The sequence below is a fragment of the Chryseobacterium sp. YR221 genome (genome assembly GCF_900176315.1).
Classification (GTDB): domain Bacteria; phylum Bacteroidota; class Bacteroidia; order Flavobacteriales; family Weeksellaceae; genus Chryseobacterium; species Chryseobacterium rhizosphaerae.
Genome location: NZ_FWXM01000007.1, coordinates 249,277 through 271,143 on the forward strand (window position 1 = coordinate 249,277; position 21,867 = coordinate 271,143).

A 21,867-nucleotide genomic window follows, 5' to 3' on the forward strand; every position below is an offset into this window, starting at 1 on the left:
TTTGTTTTATTTCTAACCTCTTGTATAGAAATTAATTTTAGAAAAGAAATATTGGAATATGTTTCAAAACCAGACTCCTATCCTTTAGATGATAATACTAAGATGACTTATTTTAATAGATTTGCTTGTTGCCTGGTAACTTATGGGCATACAAGAAGTATAATTTGCGATGTACAAAGAAATAATTATTACCTGATTCCAAATTCTCTCTATACTTTACTCACTGAAGAATTTCCAAATTTTTCCATTGAAGAAATTTATGACAGCTATGGAAAAGAAAATGAAAAATACTTAAAAGATTATTTAAATTTTTTATTAGTCAATGAAATAGGGTTCATAGATACCCAAATCATAAAAGAACTCATTCCTTTAAATTTAAATTATAAGGTTGCTGAACCAATTTCTAGTATAATAATTGATTTAAGTAAAGAATCTTTTTTTCTTGAAGATTCAGTTCACATTGCACAATTTATTGATACCAAGAGAATAAAACATTTACAAATCAGATGTTATGATGTAATTGATGTAAATATGTTTTTTAAATTTTTGAATAATCTATCCAGAACTACTCTAAAAGGTATTGAAATCATCCTACCTTATGAGATAAAATTAGGAAATAGATTGCTAAATAAAAACATTATTAAGTCAAATGATAAAATTAATAGATTGATTTATTTTGGATGTGATAAATATAAACAAGAAAAGTATTTGAATAGAATCATAACTTATGTTGAGGATAAAATTATAAATCAAAAAAGTTGCGGATTGATTTCTTCAAAATATTTTAATTCTAATCTCGAAACATATACTTTATCCAACAGCCACAACTCCTGTCTCTACAAAAAAATTTCCATAGATTCTGAAGGTAACATTAGAAACTGCCCTTCCATGCCTCAAAGTTTCGGGAATATTAAAGATATTACCTTAGAAGAAGCATTATCCCATCCTGATTTCAAAAAATACTGGAACCTAACAAAAGACAGTATAGAAGTTTGCAAAGATTGTGAATTTCGGTATATCTGTACAGATTGTAGAGCTTATACAGAAAGAACTCATACTCATTCTGAAGGTTTAGATACTTCAAAACCTTTAAAATGTGGATATAATCCATACACAGGTGAATGGGAAGAATGGAGTACCAATCCACTTAAAGAAAAAGCAATCAATTATTACGAAATGCAAGATTTGGTAAAGATATAATAATACACAACCATTGAAAAAAAATTTCCCATTTTACAACAACCCAGAGCCAAAGACTGCGTTTCTACTTGCTTAAGAATTTACTTTCGATAGTAATAGCTTCTCTGTATGTTGGGCTTATTGGAATTCGTAATATAGGAAATACTTATAGTAAGTAAAATAAAAGGCGCCAACTGTTTTTAGTTGGCGCCTTTTGGCCGTTTGTGACCTCGACAGGATTCAAACCTGTAACCTTCTGAGCCGTAATCAGATGCGCTATTCAGTTGCGCCACGAGGCCGTTGTTACCTTGTTGTTTAAGGGTTTGCAAATATAGCACTTTTTTCTTTTCTTTGAAAGATGAAACAAAGAATTTTACTCCTATTCACGGTTTTTTCGCTAATTGCCTGTAAAAGAGAACCAAAAATTTCGTCCTCAGATTGGACTTCTATCTCCAGTCGTACCCAATTTAAGGAACATGATGGGGCTCTGGAGCTGAAATCGGGAAATTTTACCTATAATTTTAATAAAAATCAAACTCCTTTTAAGAAAATAATCCTGCTGAATGCAAGTATGGCGGGCTATATTTCAGCACTTGGAGCAGAAAATTTAATCATTGGAGTGTCGAGCCCGGAGTATATTTATTCGGAAAAGATTCTGAACCTGCTTAAAGAAGGAAAGATCCAAAATGTGGGAAGTGAGCAGAAATATGATGTGGAGAAGATTATTTCCATGAAACCGGATGCTATTTTTACCAATCATATCGCAAGTTTTGATAATACCTATGAACTGCTGAAAAGTAACGGAATTCAGGTGATATTTCTGGATGAATATATGGAACAGCAGCCCCTGGAAAAAACAGCCTATATAAAACTTTTCGGAGAATTTCTAGGAAAAGAAAAAGAAGCGGAAGCCAAATACCAGGAAGTTGAAAAAAACTATAATGAGCTGAAACAACTGGCATTAAAGGCAAAAGAAAAACCTGTGGTCCTAGCCAATGAAATGTATGGCAATGTTTGGTACCTTCCCGGGGGGAATACTTCTGTTGCCCATTATATTGCTGATGCCAATGCTTCCTATATCTTAAAAGATAATAAGGATGAAAAGGCTTTAACGATGAGCTTTGAGGAAGTATATGCAAAAACAGACGGCGTACAGTACTGGGTGAATGCCGGAAGCCATGCTTCCAAAAAAGAAATGCTGAAAATGAATGCTTTCTATGGAAAACTGGATGTATTCAATAAAGGAAAAGTATATACCATTGCCGGAAAGGAAAAACAGAAAGCCAATGATTTCTTTGAAAGTGGAGTAGTAAGAGCAGACCTTATCCTTAAAGATTGCATTAAAATCTTCCATCCTGAACTTCTGCCGGATTATCAGCTAACCTATATGAAAGAGTTGCACTAACTCAGACTATTTGCTTATTTTTGCACTTCCTTTTACGATAACTTATGTGGAAAAAAATTAAACAGCTGATTTTCATCGTTCTTGTTCTGAATGTGGTTTTTATCATTTGGGGTAGATTTTTCAATCCGCCTATTACCATTACCCAGATAGGAGGGATTTTTGAGTACGGAAAGTTACACAGAGATTATATTTCCTATGATGAAATGGGAAATAATGTGAAAAAAGCCGTAATAGCCTCCGAAGATCAGAAATTCTTTGATCATAACGGATTCGATTATACCGCAATTGAAAAAGCAATGAAGCATAATGAACAGGGCAAAAAAATAAGAGGAGGGAGCACCATTTCCCAGCAGACGGCAAAAAATGTTTTTCTTTGGCAGGGCAGAAGCTGGGTGAGAAAAGGATTGGAAGCCGTGTATACTTTTATCATTGAAAAAGTATGGAGCAAAGATATTATCCTTGAAAGATACCTGAACTCTATTGAAATGGGACAGGGAGTATTTGGGGTAGAAGCTGCCGCTCAGTATTATTTTGGAAAACCATCCAAAGATTTAAGCGCTTCAGATGCAGCCTGGATTGCTGCGGTATTGCCAAATCCCAAAAAATATGATCCTAAAAACCCGTCCCCTTATTTAAGAAAGAAACATAATTGGATCATGAGACAGATGAGGAATGTGAGTTTGAAATAGTATCAGTATCTTTGTACTAATGAAATTCTTTAATTCCAGCACAAATTTTGAGTCAGTTCTTAAAAAATACTTTTCTTTTAAGAATGAAACCCTTTCTTTAGAACCGTTTGCAGAGTTTTTAGAGAGTATTAAAAAGGCGGACTTTACTGATGTGCTCAACTTTCTCAGAAGCAATCCCCATTTTGCTGAAAATTTTAAAAATTATATACACAATATTTTTAAAGGCAGGCCTTTCAATTTGTCCCTGACGGAAGCCAATATTCTTTCTGAAAACGCTTTCTTTCCGGAGCTTAAAAAAAGGATCCTGAATAAGGTTTTACCTCCCGTAGAAAATGAAAAAACGGTGTGGTATATGATTGATAATGTAAGTCTGAGGCCTAAAACTGATCTGAGATACATGCACAACCTTCCTGAAAATGAGATGGATGAGTTTTTGGTAATGTTAGGCGCCTCTGATTTTATAATCAAACCCAACATTAAAAAGGAACTTATTTTCTCTATGAATATCCTTTCCTGGAGGGTTACAGGGATGGCTATGGAAGTGGAAGTGGTAAGAATGGCCCCACAGTACAGAAATCTGGATAATCCGTTTCTTGCCCTTCAGAATGAGCTGGAAGCGTTAGCGGAAGACCTTACAACAGATCCTGATTTACAGCTGCATTCTAAGGACAGCCGCTATAAACAGATCAAGATCTATACAGAACAATGCCTGGAGTTTGTAAACATTGCTTTTAAAAATTCGGCTAAATATGGTATTTCAGGAAAGATCAATCAATCATTGCTGAAGATCCGTCAGCAGACGGAAAGGATTTATGAAATTGTACAATTGCTTGTTATCGACACAGACGAAGATGTGATGATCAAATCCAAGCAGCTGATCTTTAATATCCTGAACTATAAATCCCATAAAAATAATATAGCAGACCTGATCAACGACAGTACCAGGCTGATTTCCCATCTTATTACCAACCACACAGCGGAAGCTGGAACCCATTATATTACCTCTACCCGTAAAGAATATATGACGATGTTCTATAAAGCGAGTGGTGGTGGAATCATTGTAGGAGCACTTTGCGTATTGAAAATGCTATACGGGTATATCCCGGGAAGTGACTTTTCGCACGCTTTCCTGTACTCTATGAACTACGCGATGGGGTTTGTAATGATTTACCTGATGGGATTTACGTTGGCTACCAAACAGCCTGCAATGACGGCAGCTACCATGACGAAAGTACTGTCTGAAGAAGGAAACAGTAAAAGACACAATGCGGAATTTGCCCATCTGGTATCAAAATTATTCAGAAGCCAGTTTATTGCCTTCGTAGGAAATGTACTGTTGGCTTTTCCAATTGCCCTTGCCATTATTTATGGGTTGGATGTCTTTTTCTCCCAAAATCTTGCTGTTGACAGATCTGATAAGCTGTTAAAAGACCTCGATCCTTTCAAATCGAAAGCAATTCTGCATGCAAGTATTGCCGGTTTCTATCTTTTTATTTCAGGAATCATCTCAGGGAATATAGGAAACAACTCTGTATTTTATCAGATCCCCGAAAGAATTGCCAAGAATTTGTCTATCAGAAGTTTTTTTGGAAAGAAATTCGCGAAAGGACTATCAAAATATTATGCTAAAAACTGGCCCGGAATTGTCTCCAATTTCTGGTTTGGTGTATTCCTTGGGGCAACCGCTCCGGTAGGAATGTTCTTCGGACTGGATCTTGATATCAGACACATTACCTTTGCTGCCGGAAACTTTGCGTTAGGACTTTACGGGAAAGATTTTTCAGTAGATTCTTATACTTTCTGGATGTCTTTCTTTACCGTATTCCTGATCGGATTCTTTAACTTCCTGGTGAGTTTTAGTTTATCGATGTTCCTGGCTTTCAGATCAAGAAAAATGAACTTTGGACAAGTTAGTGAGATCTATAAAGAAATATTCAGGTATTTTGCTAAACATCCGCTGAAATTCTTCCTGCCATTAAGCTCAGGGTTAGATAAAAAAGCAGATGACCTTATGAGTAATACAATCTCTAATAAATCTGAAGAACACTAAACTGTGTCAGGATATAGTACTCATAAAAAATGCTACCTCAGGTAGCATTTTTTATGAGTTTATCTTCTCTTCTTAAAAAGAATTATAGGATCTGAAGGTCATTCAATTTATCTGCTCCGAATTTGTCCTGAAATTTTTTCAGATAAAAGCTTTTACGCATTTTAAAATCGTTTTTCAATAAAGGAGAGTCAATTTTAATAATGATGCATCCTTTTTCAATATTCACACTTCTGATTTCATTGAAGAGGCTGGCATCAAGATAATCTTCCAGAAAATCTTTGATTTCAAATGCCACCAGTTTGTCCTCAAAACCATAGATTCTGGCAAAAGATTTTACAAGTTCAGACGATTGATATTCACGTTTTTTCTTATTTTTCATAGTCGGGATGCGGGTTTCGTGTTTCGAGCTTTTTGGTTTAGATTAATAGCCGTGTTTAAAGTTGTTTCCCTCATTTATTTTCATTCCAGTTGTCTTTGACGCCATTTTTTATATACATTAATTTTTCCACCTAGTATATTATATTCATTTTTTAATTTTTCAAACTCTGAGGAAATAAAAATAAATCCATTGCAATTTTGTAAATGTCCAGGTTCCTGTAGCTCATATCATCTGTGTCATTTGCCTAATAAGTTAAGACAAAAAAATATACCGAATACTTCATATCTCATTTTTTAACCCTGCAATTCACCCTGGCACCCATATCTCGCATCTCGTATCCCACTATATCTCAAAAATTATACTTTCTTCGTTAATTTTCTTTACTACACTTTCCGTACGTTCCCTGTGGGTATCGGTAATAAAGATCTGTCCGAAACTTTCCTTATTGACAAGTTCAATCAACTGGGAAACCCTGGTGTCATCAAGCTTATCAAAAATATCATCCAAAAGAAGGATGGGTGTCTTATGGGTGAGCTCTTTTACCAGACTCATCTGCGCTAGTTTTAAAGAGATCAGAAAAGACTTCTGCTGACCCTGGGAACCAATTTTTTTGATTAAAACATGGTCCATTTCAAAAAGAAGATCATCTTTATGAATACCTTTTGAAGTGTAGGTAAGCATCCGGTCTCTTTCGATACTCTCTTTTAGCAGTTCTTCAAAAGACTTTTCTAATAAATGAGATTCATAGATCACCGATACAGTTTCTTTTCCTCCTGAAATAATCTGATAAAAATTCTGTACAATAGGATTCAACTGTTCTACAAACTCTTTTCTTTTCTTAAAAATCTTGGTTCCGAACTGGGTAATAGGGGCATCATAAATTTCGAGTGAATCCTTGTCCCATACTCTGTTTTTAGCAAAATATTTTAGCAATGCATTTCTTTGCTGGATGGTTTTCTGATATTGGATCAGATCAAAAAGGTATTCGGAATCCGTTTGAGAGATCATAGAATCCAGAAACTTCCGTCTGCTTTCCCCTGAATCCGAGATAAGGTTGGAGTCATAAGGAGAGATCATTACACTCGGAAGATACCCGATATGATCGGCCATTCTGTCGTAGCTTTTATCATTTTTTTTGATCACCTTTTTAGATTCTTTAGGCTGGGTGATTCTAATGATATCTTCGCTGTCTTCATTCAGCACTTCAGCGTCAATGGTGAAAAAATCTTCTTCTCTTTTAATATTATTGAGGTCGGTGTTTCCCAAAAAACTTTTACCTACCGATAAATAGTGCAGGGCATCCAGAATATTAGTCTTTCCCGCACCGTTATTTCCAACGAAACAGTTAATCTGTGGAGAAAATTCAAACTTCTTTTCTGAATGGTTTTTGAAATTGTAAAGAGAGAGTTTCTTGATAATCATTCGTCAAAAATACTCCATTATTAGTAAAAATAAAAAAGGAAGTGCAGAGCAGGTTTCCACTCCAAATGAAAAATAAGCGTCATCTCTTTTATTATCAGCGAAATAGATGAAGATATAAGTAAAGATGCCGGATAAGAAAAATGCGGCAGCGTATAGAGGCTTAAGATAAAAAACTCCAAGAAGGGTGCTGATAAATACCAGAGCGTAAGCAATATATTTTGTATTCTGGACCCCTATCAGCATTGGAAATGTTTTTACTGTGTCACTGTTCATATCCCGGATATCGAAAGGAAGAACCAATGCCGTGATAAAGAAAAAACTGATCAGGAAAATAGGAATATCAAATTCAGGAAGGGTAAGCCAGCAGTTGACCAATGCCCAGACTAATCCTACATAAAAAACTTTCAGTAACGGAATTTTCCGGATATATACATCCAGAAAAAAGCTGTTGTAGAGCAATCCAAGTACGACGATAATAAACCATTTCAGAAGTCTTACTTCATTGTGATTATGAATGATTAAAAAAGCACAGACTACCCCGGCTACAGCATTTAAAACCAGTATTTTGAGAAAATGCTTAGTATATTGATATTTAGTGTACAGATATCCACTGAAATACGTGATGAAAATTAACAGAATTGTAGGTAAACGGAATGTGTTTTGCTCTTTCATGAAAAATACTGCAAAAAGAGTTCCCATTAAAGAGACATAAATTTGACTGTCTATGACGGTTTTTTTCAGTATTTTTAAAATGTTCATTTATCAAAATTAATATTTATGAAAAGATTTTCCAAGATATTTATGCTTTTGCTTCTAATGCTGTGCTTTTCACCGGCTTTTGCGCAAAAATATTATGATGCCCAGTGGAAAAAAATTGTTGAAAACAGCAAGAAGGGAGCTTACAAATCTAATCTTCCCATTATTTTAGACATACAAAACCAGGCAATGAAAGAAAATAATGCACTCCAGCTGATCCGTTCTTTAAAGGCGGAATTCAGTATTGTAAACCAAACGGTAGATGACGATCAGAATGATGCCGCTTCAAAATTCTTTGGAAAACTTCAGAAAACAGAGGAAAAACTGAAGGGTGAAGAGAAGTTGGTGTACAAAGTTCTGTTAAATAGTTTTTTTCTGGATTATTATAATCAAAACTCCTGGAAAATAGACGGAAGAACCAATATCAATTCCCAGGATCTTTTACAAATTGAGACCTGGAGTAAGCTGGATTTTAAAAATTATTTAACCAAAGCTTATCAGGAACTCGATCAGCAGAAGGCAGAAATGAAAAAGATCTCTTTAGTAAAGTACAAAGAGGTTTTTTCAGGGGTTAAAAATATAGCTTATTTTCCTACGTTATTTGATTGGTATGCGTTGAAGAAGATCTCTTTTCTGTCTGAAAACAATATATTCACAAAGAATGAACTTGCAGAAAACCGTACATCAATCAATGCAGTCTTTGATGAACTGATTGCACAGAATGAAGGGAACTCAAAGTTATACTTTATGAAAGAAAAATTGGTTGAAAACTGTAATTTCAATCAATGCAAAGATAAACTGGAACAGCTTCAGGGACTTATGAAGTCCAATGTAGAAGGAGATTATAAAGTGATTATCATGGAAGATATCATGAGTGAACTGATCGCCAAGAAAAAATCGAAAGAAGCCATAGCCGTTGCTGCACAGGCTAAAAGCGAATATCCAAAATCTCCGTTTCTGGAGAATATTAAGAATAAGGAAAATCAAATTGTCAACCCATTGCTGAACATTAAATATGAGCAGCAGACCCAAAACAACCTGCCGATTCACTTTGTGGCAGAGTATAAAAATGTAGATGAGTTTTCTTTGAACATTTATGAAGTAAAAGATAACTTCACTTCACTGCTTCAGTATATTCAGAACTCATACGGCAATGCATTTGAGAAGGTTAAAAAGAATCTGGTAAGAAAAGAAACATATCAGCTTCCGGATCCTAAAGATTATCAGCTTCACAAAACTTCACTGGAGATTAAGCCTCTTCCATCAGGGGTGTATGTCGTAGAGTATTCCGTAGCTGGAGCAGACTTAAAAAATATAGATGCTAAACAGAATCTTTACTTCCTGGTGTCCGGGAACAAAATTATCTATCAGAATAAAACAGACCGAAATCCGCTTTCCAACGAATTGAAATTGGTGAATACTGGAAACGGACAGCCTGCTGCTAATGAAAATCTTGTGTTTTATGAATTTATAGCGAATAAAACATTAAATAAAGTAGAGGGGAAAACCAATGAAAAAGGGGTTTTTAAATTTCCTTCTACAGCAAGCAATGAATATTACAGAACCTTCCTGATCCAACAGCCTAAGACTAATGATTTCCAGATCATGCAGGTATATGGAAACAGAGGAAATGTGGAAGACTATAATCCAAATAAACAATCCCGTACTACGGCGCAGATCTTTACAGACAGAGCGATATACAGACCCGGTCAGACGGTGTATTTCAAAGTAGTCAATACGAAGCTGGAAAAAGAAGTGGAATCTGTACTTTCAGGATTGAAACAGAAAATAACGCTGGTGGATACCAATAGCCAGGATGTTTCCTCACAAGACTTTACCACCAACGAATTTGGATCTTATCATGGAAGCTTTATTCTTCCAAAAGGTAAACTGAACGGTACTTTTTACCTGAGAACAGACGGAGAAACCCAGGGATATAAAGATATCAGGGTTGAAGAGTACAAAAGACCTAAGTTTGAAGTTACCTTCGATCCTGTAAAAGATGAGTACAAATACGGACAGATCATAGACCTGAAAGGAAAAGCACTGATGTTTTCGGGAGTTGCTTTAAGCAATACCACGGTGCATTACGAAATCAAAAAACATAATATCAGATGGAGGTATTTCTCATGGTACCCACAGAATGATACCAATGAAAATTCTATCCTTGGAGAGGCTAAAACGAATGAAAAGGGAGAATTTGTCATTCGTTTGGATCTTAAAAAAGATGAAAAACTGGAAGGCATACAGATTGATAATTACGAGATCAATGCTTCAGTGACAGACATCAATGGGGAAACGCAGTCTGCCAATACCCAGCTGAAAGTAGCTTCAGTTTCTCATTACATTAAAGCCGATAATATTCAAAATACATTCACTGGTGAAAATGTAAGCCTGAAAGTAGAAACAAAGAATTATAACGAACAGAATCTTAAAAAATCATACCAGGTTAAGTTAGCTAAACTTAGCACACCGGACAGGATTTTCAGGGACAATTTTAAAGCTGAAATACAGAATCTTCCGAAATATTCAAAAGAAGAATTTATCAGCAAATTCCCCCATGATCTGTTTGATAAAAACGATGAAATTAAAAACTGGAAAACCGAAAAAGTACTGATTGAAAAACAACAGCCTGCATCAACTGATAATGCTCAGCTTTCAACTCAGTTAGATTTAGGAAAGCTTGAGGCAGGAGATTATCAGTTGGAACTCTTCAATATCGAAGGAAAAGACACCATAAAATCTTCTCAATATTTCAGTGTTTGGGACAAAACTTCCTTGAAGCCGGTACAAAAAACATTTCTGACCGTTATAGCTCCGAAAGATGAAGTATCAAGAGGTGAGAAAGTGAAGATATATGTATATTCTGCAGTTCCTGATGTATGGGTCAATGTCTTTGTTCAGGATGGATCAGGAAAAACAGTTTCAGAAACTCACCAGCTTAAAAAAGGAGTATTAGAGTATACTGCTGATATACCAAAAGATAAAGGAGTTTCACAGTTGAATATCCAGTTCCAGGTGGTTGCATTCAATGATGTAAATACCCAGGCTGTAGCTTTGAAAATAAAAGATTCCGAACAGCCTTTAAAAATTGAGACCGTAACTTTCAGAGATAAGCTGGAACCTAATGCAAAAGAAAAATGGACGGTAAAAGTAACCGGAAATGATAAAGAGAAAGTAAATGCTGAGGTCTTAGCCAATATGTATGATATGTCTCTGGATCAGTTTGCGGCTAATGCTTTTAGCTGGAATAAACTGTATGTACCTTTTAGCGTTCTTACGTCTTATGATGTCAGAAACTACCTGCAACAGAAAAGTTATCAGAATAGGCTGAGATATTTCAATGGAAAATATGTGGAAGTTCCACAGTTTAATTGGTTTGATCAGGAAGCATATTATAACAGTATGGTTGAAATGGAAGCTTCAGATGCTGTGGGAGGCGCTTATTCACCACCGCCACCACCAAGAGCTGCCGGTGCTATAAGTAGTGTCGTGATGAGAAAGGCAAGTGCGGAAGAACGATTAGAAGTCATTCAAAATGTGGTTCCGGAACCGGTAAAAGCTCCGAAAGTAGATGCTTCTCCACCCGACTTGACTAAAGAAGAAAGCTTGGATAAAGTTCCTGTTCGTCAGAACCTGAACGAAACCGCATTTTTCTATCCTGATCTTAAAACTGATGCCGAAGGAAATGTAAACTTTGAGTTTACTTCTCCGGAAGCCCTTACGAAATGGAAACTGATGTTCCTGGCACATACCAAAGATGCCAGAACTGCTACCCTGGAAAAAGAAGTAGTCACACAGAAAGAATTTTCTGTTACTCCAAATTATCCTAGATTTTTAAGAGAAGGGGATGAGTTGAATTTACAGTCAAAATTATCTAACCTAACGGATAAAAAACTGAATGGTTCCGCGGAGCTGCAGATTTTAGATGCGTTTACCAATGAAAATATCTCTTCAAAATTTGGAGTGGTATCAGGAACACAGAATTTTGATCTGGCTGAAAACGGAAATGGGGCATTGACATGGAAATTAAAAATTCCGGATAATGTATCTTCTGTTATTTTGAAGGTCGTGGCAAAAGCAGGAGCGTATTCTGACGGAGAACAGCAGGCTATAGCAATATTGCCAAACAGAATGCTGGTGACAGATGCTGTTCCGGTTTTTGTAAAAGAAGGCGAAACAAAAACATTTGTACTGGATAACCTTAAAAATAATACGTCCGCAACGGCGTCTAATGTTTCCAATACACTGGAACTGACTACCAATCCGATCTGGGAAATTATGTTTGCTCTTCCAAGCCTGAAAAATGACTCAAACAGCTCTGCAGATGTAATCTTCAATAAGTGGTTTGCAGATGTAGTGGCTTCTGAAATCTTCAAGGCCAATCCGAAAATGAAAACTATTTTTGAAGAATATCAGAACAAAGGATTATTAAACTCCAATCTTGAAAAAAATCAGGAGCTGAAACAATTGTTATTGGAAGAAACGCCTTGGGTATTGGAAAGTAAAAATGAAGGGGAGCAAATGCAGAAGCTGGCATTATTGTTTGATGCCAATACCATGAAAAACTCTATTAACCAGGACTGGGATGATTTCAAAAAACTACAGAATCCTGATGGTGGATTCTCATGGTACGCAGGATATCCAAGTTCGTACGGAACTTCATTATACATTCTTAAAAACTTAGGAAAAATCAATGCATGGGTAAAAGATAATGTGAAAGATTATCAAACTTCAGAACAGAAGGATCTGGTGGCTAACCTGATTCAGTATGTTGATAATGAGATCAGCAAGTATTATGATCTGAAGAACGGAGATATCTGGAATAACTGGGCTCTGGATTATCTTGATACCCGAAACTACTGGGAAAAACAATATCCTTTGAAAGGTAAAGGAGCTGCATTGAAATCACTGGTAAAACAGAAAGCAAAGACAGCAAAAATTACAGACTTTACATTCTTCGGACTTCACCGTGCAGCATTATTGATGAACGATTACGGTTTGAAAGATGTATCGGATAAATTAATGACTTACCTTAAAGAAACCTCTACAGATACAAAAACACAAGGGGTATACTGGAAACAAAACCTAAACGACTGGGGCTGGTTCAGTTCAAAAGTAGTGAACCATGCAGGAGCACTGGAGGCTTTCAATAAGCTGAAACCTAATGACCAGAAATTGATTGAAGAAATGAAGATCTGGCTGGTGACCCAAAAAGAAGTGAATTCATGGGGAAGTTCAAGAGGAACCTCAGAAGTGATCTTTACCCTGTTAAATTCAGGGAAATCATGGACCGGTGCAGAAAGCGATAAAGCAACCATTGTTTGGGGTGGAAAAGAACTGATTCCGCAAACTCAGGCAACAGGCTACGTGAAATCAACGGTAAAAACAGATGCAATAGATAAAAACCTGGCTAGTGTGACGGTTACCAAACCTGGTCCTGGAATTGTTCAGGGAGGGTTATTCTGGCAATATTATGAAGATCTTGATAAAATTAAATCTTCAGAAAACTATATTTCCGTAACCAAAGAGCTGTATAAAAAAGTAAAGACAGTAAACGGAGAAGAGCTTCAGAAAATCTCACCTGAAACTCCTTTAAAAGTAGGAGATAAAGTGACGGTAAGAATGATTCTGAATACGGACAGAGCTATGGAATTTATTCATATTAAAGATATGCGTGCTGCAGGCTTTGAGCCTATCGATGCGCTGTCAGGATATCAATGGAAAAATAATCTGGGCTATTACCAGTCAGCAAAAGATGCCTCTACCAATTTTTATATCCAGTACATGCCGAAAGGGAAGTATGTTTTTGAATATGACGTAGTGGCTAATGCATCCGGAAAATTCTCTAACGGGATTACTACCATGCAGAATTACTATGCTCCACAGATGAATGCCCATACAAAAGGAACGGCTGTTCAGATTTTGGAATGATTTTTGGCTATAGGGAAGTAATTAGAATTTTAAAACCAAATAAAATGAAATTTTCAAAAACTTTAATTACAGGATTGATATTGATGGCTGGGGTAAATGCTTTCGCACAAAAGAAAGCTGAAAAGTTTGAAAAACTACAGATTGAAATGTTCCCAAAAGCTAAAGAAGGATATAAACAAGTATATATTCAGTTGCCGGTAGCAAAAAATGAAAGCGACTTAAAAGTTGAGGTTTTTGTGGGGGCTGAAAAAATGTTGGACTGTAATAAGTACTTCATGATGGGAGAAATGAAAGACCAGGATCTTCAGGGATGGGGATACAACTATTATGAAGTAGAATCCAAAGGAGAGACCGGAGGGACATTAATGGCTTGTCCGGGGCAGAAGCTTACCAAGAAGTTTGTAACGCTTAAGCCGGAAACAATGAGATACAACAGTAAATTACCAATTGTATTCTATGTTCCTAAAGATTTTGAAGTGCGTTACCGAGTTTTACGTCCGGATGCTGCGATGAAAAAAGCAGTTCAGAACTAAATCAGCTAGCTTATTATAAATAAAAACTCCTCACAGCAATGTGGGGAGTTTTTTTGTTGTAAGATGTCTGGAATGCTGCATATTCTTAATCTGATTTTATCAAGGCAGTACTCTCATACAATTAGATGGATTGACTGCTGAGATACTCTTGAGGGGTCATTTGAAATTTAGACTTAAAAACCCTGTTAAAAGTTGATCTGTTATAGAAACCAATCGTCAGATATACGTCTTCTAATGAGAATTCTTCATTTTTATTATTGATAAGGCTGATAAATGCATTCAGTCTGAAATCATTCAAATAAGATTTGAAGTTATTCCTGCTGCAGCTGTTGATCGCTGAGGAAACATATTGGGTATTGGAATTTACATCCTTAGCGAGTTGTTTCAGGTTATACTCAGGGTTTCTCCAGGGTTTTTGAGATTTCATATAGTCTTCAATTTTTGAAAATAAATCTTCATAAAACGGAATAGGAAAATCGATGTCTTCCAAAAAACTTTCCTGAACAAGCCTGATTTTTTCTTTCTTCTCTAAGACAGGGAACGGATCGATCGTGACAGAATTTTCTTCCAAAAAAACTAAAACGGCTTTTAGTTTTTGAATCTGTATAAGATAGTAGAAGCAAACACAGAATAAGATAAATGCACAGACGACTGTGTACGTATTTGAGAAGGTATAGTACAAAGAATCACTTTTGTCCACGTTATCAACAAAATAATAGTTGTATAACAGGCTGAAAGGGATCGTTAGAAAGAAAAGTGTTGAGATGTAAATAGACTTCCGGATGCTATAATAAAATGTCAGGGCTATAGGGAACATAAAAATATACGAAATGACACTTGGAAAGTCCTTGTAGTATAATATACTGAAAATGATATTTAAAAGCATTAAATAGCCCACTGCGAACTTACCCACTTTTTGAAAATTATAATTTTCCGAAACCAATGTGAATACATAGCAAGGAGTAACGGTTAATATTAAAACCACATCATAAAATAAGTAGCGGGTACCCACAAAATAAAGATCAGAAAATACAATGATAATCTGTTTCAGTAAGAGTAAAAATATGAGCTTTTTGGCAAATGAATATTCTAACCCCTGTAATTTCTCTTTAATGTTTTCCATAATACAATATCATTATAGTTAGAAGTTGTTTTTTATAAACTCATATGCGATTATGGAGATTATTTTCATGTATGAAAATATAAAATTTAAATTTAATTCATTCATTTTCAGTGTTTTGTTATTTTTTTTGTTATGTGTTCATCTTTTTTTGTTTTGCTTATCATTTTACTTGCTGTACCGTTAAGTTTGCAATGTAAAATTATAAAAAAACACGATAGTTGAATGACTTATTGATATGAAAAATGAATTTTTTACATGATTTCATATGTTTTTTTTCAACATAGCTTATCTAACAAATAAATTACACATAAAGTGATTTTTTGATGTAAATGATTTCTTTTTTATGAAATAAAATATTCTTAAAAAATAAAGATTGGGAAGTAGAAAAGAAGGCACAACTATTATTTGAATTATAAAAGTTATAAATGAAACATTATTTTTTTTATTTGATTTGATGCTTTTTAGGGTGAGTAATTATTCAAAATTATTTTGTAACAATTTTCTCACTCTTTTTAAACCTCAACCTTTAAAAAAGATATATCAATAAAATGAACACAAATTAAAAAAGTGTACCATATATACAGAAAAGAGGGGTATAAAAAAATGAAAAAAAACAATTCTAAAAACACAACGATGAGCCCCTCTTATTTTTATTAAAATTATTAAACAAACACATAACGGAAAAAAGAATTTTTAAAACACAATTATCAAATGAAAGGGAAAGAAATACTAGCAATGATTGGAATCTGCGGCTTAAGTCTTGTGAATGCACAAGTGGGAATAAATACCAGTACACCGGATCTCTCGGCAATATTGCACCTGGAGTCACCTAATAAAGGGTTTTTACCAACCAGGCTTACGCTTACATCGGCTACAGATGGAGTAACCATTCCTAATCCTGCAACCGGATTAGTAGTCTATCATAAAGGAAGTGCATCTATGGGGGCTGGAATTTATGTAAATATAGGAACTCCTTCAGCCCCTCAGTGGACAAAATCAGCTGGAGGACAAGATAATAATGAGACTAACGGAAGTAATGTCTATAAATCTAAATATCGTGGCAGGAATGCCGCCAATTCAGCAGGGGGGTATTCGAAACCGAATCTTCTTGTTCCTGAGTTGAACCTGATGATTCGATTTGCAATTGTGGATAACATGGCTACAGATCCGGATATTGGAACCAATGCCAGAAAGGGGAATAACCGACTTCAAGTGAGACTGATTAATAAACCGGATAATAATGTGACTATAACAAGTTACTCGCATTGGCATGGTCCGGTTACTCACAATAGTACGGGGGTAAATCTATCATTTACTCCAGCTAATTTTGATCAGTGGCAGAATACAGATGCTGCAGCCTGGAATAATCAATGGGGGTACTATTACCTGCTTTATTCAAGTGAAATAAGAGCAGATAAAAGCCCTAAAAACTTTGCAATGAACTTATATGGGATCTGCGGATACGGAAACTCTATTGCAGCCGGTCCTCTAAAGGACGGAAGTGATGAAATGTATTCATTAGCCGCTGAGGTATTCTAGTATCAAACAGAAAATGGGGTAGTAGACTAATTTTGTTTACTTTTTTTTATAATCAAGGAAGGAAGTGCTTCGATATTGCATCGGAGCATTTCCATTATAGAAGGAGCTATGTTTTTTACCAGTCTGTTATTTTAATAATAATTAAATTATAATTTTTTAAAATAAAACATAATTCAAATTCAAATTAAACGATTTTTACAGGTCTTTGATAAATAAATGATTGAGGTTAAACTTATTTTAAACTGAGTTTAAATTTGTTATTTTCTTTAACTTATTTGTGAGACTCTTAACATTTTTTGCATTATATTTGTTATAAACATAAACCATGAAAAACAATTTATTGATTTTTACGTTTGGTTTTTTTGCTTTTCCTGCTTTTGGCTGGGCACAGTCTGCGCCGGATTTTAAAGAACTTTTAGACAGTGCAATGGTTCGGGACTCGAACCTGAAAATGCAGATTACCCAAAATAAACTTACCGATCTTGACGAGCATAAGCTGAAAGATATCTTTCTTCCTACTTTGGAACTAAGCGGAAAGGTGGGCTATCTGAATGGAACAGCAAGACTGACGTCCCCTGAGATTAATTTGGGCCCCTTTATCAGTATTCCTGAGGGAAGCTTCAACAATAATTTTAATGTATCCGGATTTTCGGGAGTAGCTAAAGCGGAAGCTAAAATGCTATTGTATTCCGGAGGGAAAGTGAAGTACCTGAAGAAAGCGGTAGAAGAAAAGAAAAAGTCTGAAGATATTCTCCTGGAGAAAACAAAAGATGAAGTGGCAGCCAGTATTTCGAGAGCCTATGACCAGCTGGCATTGATCCATCAGTCTAAAAAAGTACTGGATGAAAGCAAAAAAAGGCTTGATATCAATAAAAAAACAGCAGATAAAGCGTTAGGATACGGACTGATCACTCCTTATGATCATAAGAAAATAGAACTTGCCCAGGCCACTCTGAATGCAAAAATGGTAGAGTATGAAGGAAAAAAGGAATTACTTCTTACTCAGCTTTATATTTTCACAGGAATCAATAGAGAAAGACTAAGAATGATTGAACCCGTCCTGACTCCCGTAGATTTGCTTTCTCCGGAAAAGGGGATAGACCAAAGAGCAGAAATTCGTGCTTTGGAACATGGAATTACGGCGGCAGACTATAAGATAAAATCTGAAAGAACCTGGATGATTCCTAAAGTACAGCTAATGGCTTCTGCTTATTATATCGGACTGTATGGAAACCGGATTAAATCTTCTGAAAATGTAGTGCCTGCTGTCCCATTATTAGGATATGAAGGACGAAAACTGGACTGGAGCCCGAATAATATCAATGTATTTCCTTTAATTACGGCTGGAGTAGGCTTTAAATGGGAAATTTTTGATGGGAAAGAAGGAAAGCATGCTGAAGAAACAGCTAAAGTGGGAAAAGAAGTACTGCAGAATCAAAAAGAAGATGCACTGAAAAAATTAACGCTCAACCTTGCCAATAACCAAACCAACTATGATATTGCTACCGCACAGATTACTTTGAAGGCGAAAGAAAAAGAATTGGCAAAAAATGCTTTGGTACAGGCTGAAAAAGAATTCCGCTATGGGATGAGTAAATCTTCACAACTTATTGAAGCTGAAAATGATCTGGAATCTGTGGAGCTTGAATATCAGAATGCAATTTTCAACCAGAGAAGAGCGGGGATAGAGCTGATGAGGTCTACCCAGGAGCTGGATATTACCAAATTTTATTTAATCCCGTAAAAATTAAAATGATGCATAAAAATATAGCTGTACTTTTTGTTGCCCTCTTTCTGTTAGGAAGCTGCGGTAAAAAAAATGAAATAAAAGATCCGGAAGGAAAAACTAAAAAGGATGTCATCTCTTTTGCTCCGAAAGTGACCGGAAGAATTGTAAAAATATATGTTTCCGAAGGACAGACTGTGAAAAAGGGAGATACCCTTGCGCAGCTTGATGTTCCGGAAGTTTCTGCAAAAATAGCTCAGGCTCAGGGAGCGGTAAGCGCCGCAACAGCCCAGGAGCAGATGGCCAAAAATGGAGCTACAGCAGACCAGCTGAGACAGCTTCAGGCAAAATACAAAGGACTTAAAGAGCAGTATGATTTTGCTCAAAAGTCTTACCGAAGAGCCAATAATATGTTCCGTGACAGTCTGATGTCTCCACAGGCTCATGATGAAGTATATGCAAAACTTCAGGGAGCAAAAGCCCAGTATGATGCCGTGGTAGCAGAACTGGACGATGTGACAAGAGGAACCCGTTTTGAAAAAGTAGAAATGGCCGCAGGGCAGGCTTCCCAGGCTAAAGGAGCATTGCAGGAAGCTAATGTAGCCTATTCGGAAAGATACATCATCGCGACCAATAATATGGAGATTGAAACCATAAGCCTGAATACAGGAGAATTGGCGACAGCCGGTTTTGCATTATTCAACGGATATATTCCGGAAAGTACTTTTTTCAGGTTTACGATTCCGGAAAGTGCCATTTCAAAATATAAAAAAGGGCAGGATGTTAATATGCAGGTAGTTTATAACAAAGAAAAACTGCAGGGGAGTATTGTATACATCAAACAGCTGACAAAGTATGCCGATATTACCACCGCTTATCCTGACTACCAGCTGCAGGACGCCATTTACGAGATCAAAGTAAAACCTAAAGATATGAATAAGGCTAAAAGTATCTTGGTCAATGCAAATGTTATCCTGAAATAAATAATATGAAACGGAGCATGATGGATAAATCTCCTGGAGCGTTACCATCTGGTCATTTAAAATATAAATAGATGAAAGAATTTTTCCGTCTTTTAAAACGTGAGTTCAAACTTTTTATCGGCAATTCTACCTTAAGGACAGTGTTCTTTTTGGCACCTGTCTTTTATGCAACCTTGCTGGGGTTTGTTTACAAAAGCGGAAAAGTTGAAAATACTCCCGTTCTGGTGGTGGATAGGGATAATACTCCTTTGTCTAACCAATTGACGGAAATGCTGGATGATAATAAGAGCATTAAAATTATCAAATACCTTCAGGAACCGCTGAGTATTAAAGATGAGGTAATCAGACATGAAGCAGCAGCGGTAGTCATTATTCCGTCAAGATTTGAAGGCGATATGCTTCAGAAAAAATACCCGGAACTGAATGTTTATATCAATACGGGAAACGTGCTTACCGCTAATTTTGCCTCCAAGGCTCTTCAGCTGACCATAGGAACTTTCTCTGCGGGAGCATCCATCAAGGCATTACAGAAAGCGGGAATGCCTGCGGCAAAGGCCGCCACGCAATATGAGCCTTTCAAAGCAAATTATATTACACTCTTCAATACTACCGGGAACTATCTTATCTTCATGTGGCCGGCTATGCTGGCGGTGGTACTGCAACAGGTCATACTGCTGGCAATGGCGGTAAGTTTTGCTGCAGAATTTGAAAGAGGGTCTTTTGTAAAAGAATATCTCAGAATGAAAAAATGGGCATTCCCAACAATGCTTATCAAAGTGATTCCAATATGGGTGTCATCCATTCTTATTGTGGGAATCTATTACTTTATGCATATGATTTTTAGAGTTCCTATGCCGGAGGGAATACTCAATTTTATCCTCCTTACTGCGGTATTTGTGGGTTCTGCATCATTTTTGGGCGTATTTATAAGTATATTGATTCCTAATGCTTTAAAAGCGACACAGATTCTGATGGTCATTGCTTCACCTGCCTTTATCATTAGTGGATTTACATGGCCTTTAAGTGCAATGCCTGCCTTTGTACAGATGATTGCTAATATCATTCCGCTAACCCCCTTCTTACAGGCATTTAAAATCTTATTGATTCAAAAAGGATCAGTAGAACTTACTTTCCCCTATCTGGAACATTTGAGCATTCTTGTAGTGGTATATGCGGTTATAGGATGGATTGCTTTAAAGATTAAACTTTGGTTTATTTTTAAAAAAGCAGCACCTCAGGAAATAGCAGGAGAAAGTATTGCTGAGGAAGAAAATGAATAATAGGGGCAAAAAGTAAAAGCGATCTGTGAGGGAAAGGGTGATGTACAATGTATAATGTATTAATGATAATCAACCTGCTGTCGTTGGTACAACGGATATAAAAATTCAATAGGAACGGGCTTTAGCCCGTTTTGGTTTATATAAAAAATTCCATTGGCTTTAGCCAAAACTTCATCAATAGAGGATATGTACACAGTATAATGGAATTAGAGATAAGGCTTAGCCTGTATTCACATATATATACCGTAAAATTTCCCGACCCTCCAATTTTCATACTCATCAACACGCACGTTGTATCCACTCCTCGCAACTTGAAACCTGTACCCTGTATCTCACAACAAAAAATTCTTCCATCATAAAAATCAAACAAAAAAACTGATATATTTGTCTTTAGTTAATTAGAGAAAATATGGAAAACGTGTTTGACGCAAAAGATGCTCAGAACTATATTGATAGAATTCATAAGCTTGTTGAAGATACCCACGGATTATGGGGGAAAATGACAGTTGACCAGATGCTGGCTCACTGTAGCGTAACTTATGAGATGGTGTATGAGCCCGAAAAACATAAAAAACCGGGCGCTATTGCAAAATTTATTCTGAAAACTTTTTTAAAACCTAAGATTGTTGGAGAGAAAGCTTACCCAAGAGACTCCCCAACCGCTCCTCAATTTTTGATTACAGGAAGAAAAAACTTCGAAGAGGAAAAAACCAGATTAATCGGTTTTATTCAAAAAACACAACAGTTGGGAGCTGCTGCTTTTGACGGTAAAGAATCTTTTTCTTTTGGAAAACTCAATGCGCAGGAGTGGAATAATATGTTTGCAAAACATTTGAATCACCACTTAGCACAGTTTGGTGTTTAAAAAT

At 36.0% G+C, this 21,867-nt stretch carries 15 protein-coding genes and 1 tRNA gene; 11 read left to right on the plus strand and 5 right to left on the minus strand.

Translation table 11 applies throughout. The annotated features are described in order from the left end of the window. Window positions 1-51: 51 nt before the first annotated feature. Window positions 52-1,200 (plus strand): grasp-with-spasm system SPASM domain peptide maturase, encoded by a 1,149-nt coding sequence (gene gwsS, locus B8967_RS19855; RefSeq protein ID WP_084087460.1) that lies wholly within the window; start codon window positions 52-54, stop codon window positions 1,198-1,200. Window positions 1,201-1,404: 204 nt separating this feature from the next. Here gwsS and B8967_RS19860 read toward each other — a convergent pair. Further along, window positions 1,405-1,478, minus strand: a tRNA-Arg gene (locus B8967_RS19860). A 59-nt stretch (window positions 1,479-1,537) separates the two neighbouring features. Between B8967_RS19860 and B8967_RS19865 the strand changes: the two genes are divergently transcribed. From B8967_RS19865 to B8967_RS19875, 3 genes are read left to right on the plus strand one after another with little or no spacing between them, the layout of a single operon-like run. Continuing rightward, window positions 1,538-2,584 (plus strand): ABC transporter substrate-binding protein, encoded by a 1,047-nt coding sequence (locus tag B8967_RS19865; RefSeq protein ID WP_084087462.1) that lies wholly within the window; start codon window positions 1,538-1,540, stop codon window positions 2,582-2,584. A gap of 44 nt (window positions 2,585-2,628) precedes the next feature. After that, window positions 2,629-3,273: a monofunctional biosynthetic peptidoglycan transglycosylase gene (gene mtgA / locus B8967_RS19870; protein ID WP_047486241.1), complete on the plus strand. Its 645-nt coding sequence runs from the start codon at window positions 2,629-2,631 to the stop codon at window positions 3,271-3,273. A gap of 19 nt (window positions 3,274-3,292) precedes the next feature. Next, entirely contained in the window at window positions 3,293-5,323 is a 2,031-nt protein-coding gene (locus B8967_RS19875; protein ID WP_047486239.1) for a recombinase, read from the plus strand. A gap of 82 nt (window positions 5,324-5,405) precedes the next feature. Here B8967_RS19875 and B8967_RS19880 read toward each other — a convergent pair whose 3' ends face one another. The 3 genes from B8967_RS19880 to B8967_RS19890 form a co-directional block, all read right to left on the minus strand. After that, window positions 5,406-5,702 (minus strand): hypothetical protein, encoded by a 297-nt coding sequence (locus tag B8967_RS19880; protein ID WP_084087464.1) that lies wholly within the window; start codon window positions 5,700-5,702, stop codon window positions 5,406-5,408. 342 nt (window positions 5,703-6,044) lie between these two features. Next, on the minus strand, window positions 6,045-7,124 hold the full coding sequence (gene recF / locus B8967_RS19885) for a DNA replication/repair protein RecF (RefSeq protein WP_047486237.1): 1,080 nt from the start codon (window positions 7,122-7,124) through the stop codon (window positions 6,045-6,047). A 3-nt stretch (window positions 7,125-7,127) separates the two neighbouring features. Then, complete coding sequence (locus tag B8967_RS19890; RefSeq protein WP_084087466.1) at window positions 7,128-7,883, minus strand: UbiA prenyltransferase family protein; 756 nt, start codon at window positions 7,881-7,883, stop codon at window positions 7,128-7,130. Between the two features lie 18 nt (window positions 7,884-7,901). On the opposite strand from B8967_RS19890, the gene B8967_RS19895 reads away from it, so the two are divergent. After that, window positions 7,902-13,814: an alpha-2-macroglobulin family protein gene (locus B8967_RS19895; RefSeq protein ID WP_084087468.1), complete on the plus strand. Its 5,913-nt coding sequence runs from the start codon at window positions 7,902-7,904 to the stop codon at window positions 13,812-13,814. 44 nt (window positions 13,815-13,858) lie between these two features. Continuing rightward, complete coding sequence (gene eco / locus B8967_RS19900; protein ID WP_047486390.1) at window positions 13,859-14,347, plus strand: serine protease inhibitor ecotin; 489 nt, start codon at window positions 13,859-13,861, stop codon at window positions 14,345-14,347. Between the two features lie 121 nt (window positions 14,348-14,468). On the opposite strand, the gene B8967_RS19905 is transcribed toward eco, so the two are convergent. Next, window positions 14,469-15,470 (minus strand): helix-turn-helix domain-containing protein, encoded by a 1,002-nt coding sequence (locus B8967_RS19905; protein ID WP_084087469.1) that lies wholly within the window; start codon window positions 15,468-15,470, stop codon window positions 14,469-14,471. 711 nt (window positions 15,471-16,181) lie between these two features. On the opposite strand from B8967_RS19905, the gene B8967_RS19910 reads away from it, so the two are divergent. The 5 genes from B8967_RS19910 (at window position 16,182) to B8967_RS19930 (ending at window position 21,863) form a co-directional block, all read left to right on the plus strand. Further along, entirely contained in the window at window positions 16,182-17,009 is an 828-nt protein-coding gene (locus tag B8967_RS19910) for a hypothetical protein (RefSeq protein ID WP_084087471.1), read from the plus strand. 325 nt (window positions 17,010-17,334) lie between these two features. Continuing rightward, on the plus strand, window positions 17,335-18,753 hold the full coding sequence (locus B8967_RS19915) for a TolC family protein (protein WP_084087472.1): 1,419 nt from the start codon (window positions 17,335-17,337) through the stop codon (window positions 18,751-18,753). A gap of 11 nt (window positions 18,754-18,764) precedes the next feature. After that, window positions 18,765-19,718 (plus strand): HlyD family secretion protein, encoded by a 954-nt coding sequence (locus B8967_RS19920; protein WP_084087519.1) that lies wholly within the window; start codon window positions 18,765-18,767, stop codon window positions 19,716-19,718. Window positions 19,719-19,789: 71 nt separating this feature from the next. Further along, entirely contained in the window at window positions 19,790-20,998 is a 1,209-nt protein-coding gene (locus tag B8967_RS19925; RefSeq protein ID WP_084087474.1) for an ABC transporter permease, read from the plus strand. 409 nt (window positions 20,999-21,407) lie between these two features. Continuing rightward, window positions 21,408-21,863, plus strand: a complete 456-nt coding sequence (locus B8967_RS19930; RefSeq protein ID WP_047486225.1) for a DUF1569 domain-containing protein — start codon at window positions 21,408-21,410, stop codon at window positions 21,861-21,863. Window positions 21,864-21,867 lie beyond the last annotated feature (4 nt).

Bases quoted from the DNA above. Each gene is read 5' to 3' on its own strand.
- B8967_RS19910 (WP_084087471.1), top strand. From the start codon at position 16,182: ATGAAAGGGAAAGAAATACTAGCAATGATTGGAATCTGCGGCTTAAGT.
- B8967_RS19920 (WP_084087519.1), top strand. From the start codon at position 18,765: ATGCATAAAAATATAGCTGTACTTTTTGTTGCCCTCTTTCTGTTAGGA.
- B8967_RS19875 (WP_047486239.1), top strand. From the start codon at position 3,293: ATGAAATTCTTTAATTCCAGCACAAATTTTGAGTCAGTTCTTAAAAAA.
- B8967_RS19865 (WP_084087462.1), top strand. From the start codon at position 1,538: ATGAAACAAAGAATTTTACTCCTATTCACGGTTTTTTCGCTAATTGCC.
- B8967_RS19895 (WP_084087468.1), top strand. From the start codon at position 7,902: ATGAAAAGATTTTCCAAGATATTTATGCTTTTGCTTCTAATGCTGTGC.
- B8967_RS19890 (WP_084087466.1), bottom strand. From the start codon at position 7,883: ATGAACATTTTAAAAATACTGAAAAAAACCGTCATAGACAGTCAAATT.
- eco (WP_047486390.1), top strand. From the start codon at position 13,859: ATGAAATTTTCAAAAACTTTAATTACAGGATTGATATTGATGGCTGGG.
- B8967_RS19905 (WP_084087469.1), bottom strand. From the start codon at position 15,470: ATGGAAAACATTAAAGAGAAATTACAGGGGTTAGAATATTCATTTGCC.
- B8967_RS19880 (WP_084087464.1), bottom strand. From the start codon at position 5,702: ATGAAAAATAAGAAAAAACGTGAATATCAATCGTCTGAACTTGTAAAA.
- B8967_RS19925 (WP_084087474.1), top strand. From the start codon at position 19,790: ATGAAAGAATTTTTCCGTCTTTTAAAACGTGAGTTCAAACTTTTTATC.
- B8967_RS19930 (WP_047486225.1), top strand. From the start codon at position 21,408: ATGGAAAACGTGTTTGACGCAAAAGATGCTCAGAACTATATTGATAGA.
- recF (WP_047486237.1), bottom strand. From the start codon at position 7,124: ATGATTATCAAGAAACTCTCTCTTTACAATTTCAAAAACCATTCAGAA.
- B8967_RS19915 (WP_084087472.1), top strand. From the start codon at position 17,335: ATGAAAAACAATTTATTGATTTTTACGTTTGGTTTTTTTGCTTTTCCT.
- mtgA (WP_047486241.1), top strand. From the start codon at position 2,629: ATGTGGAAAAAAATTAAACAGCTGATTTTCATCGTTCTTGTTCTGAAT.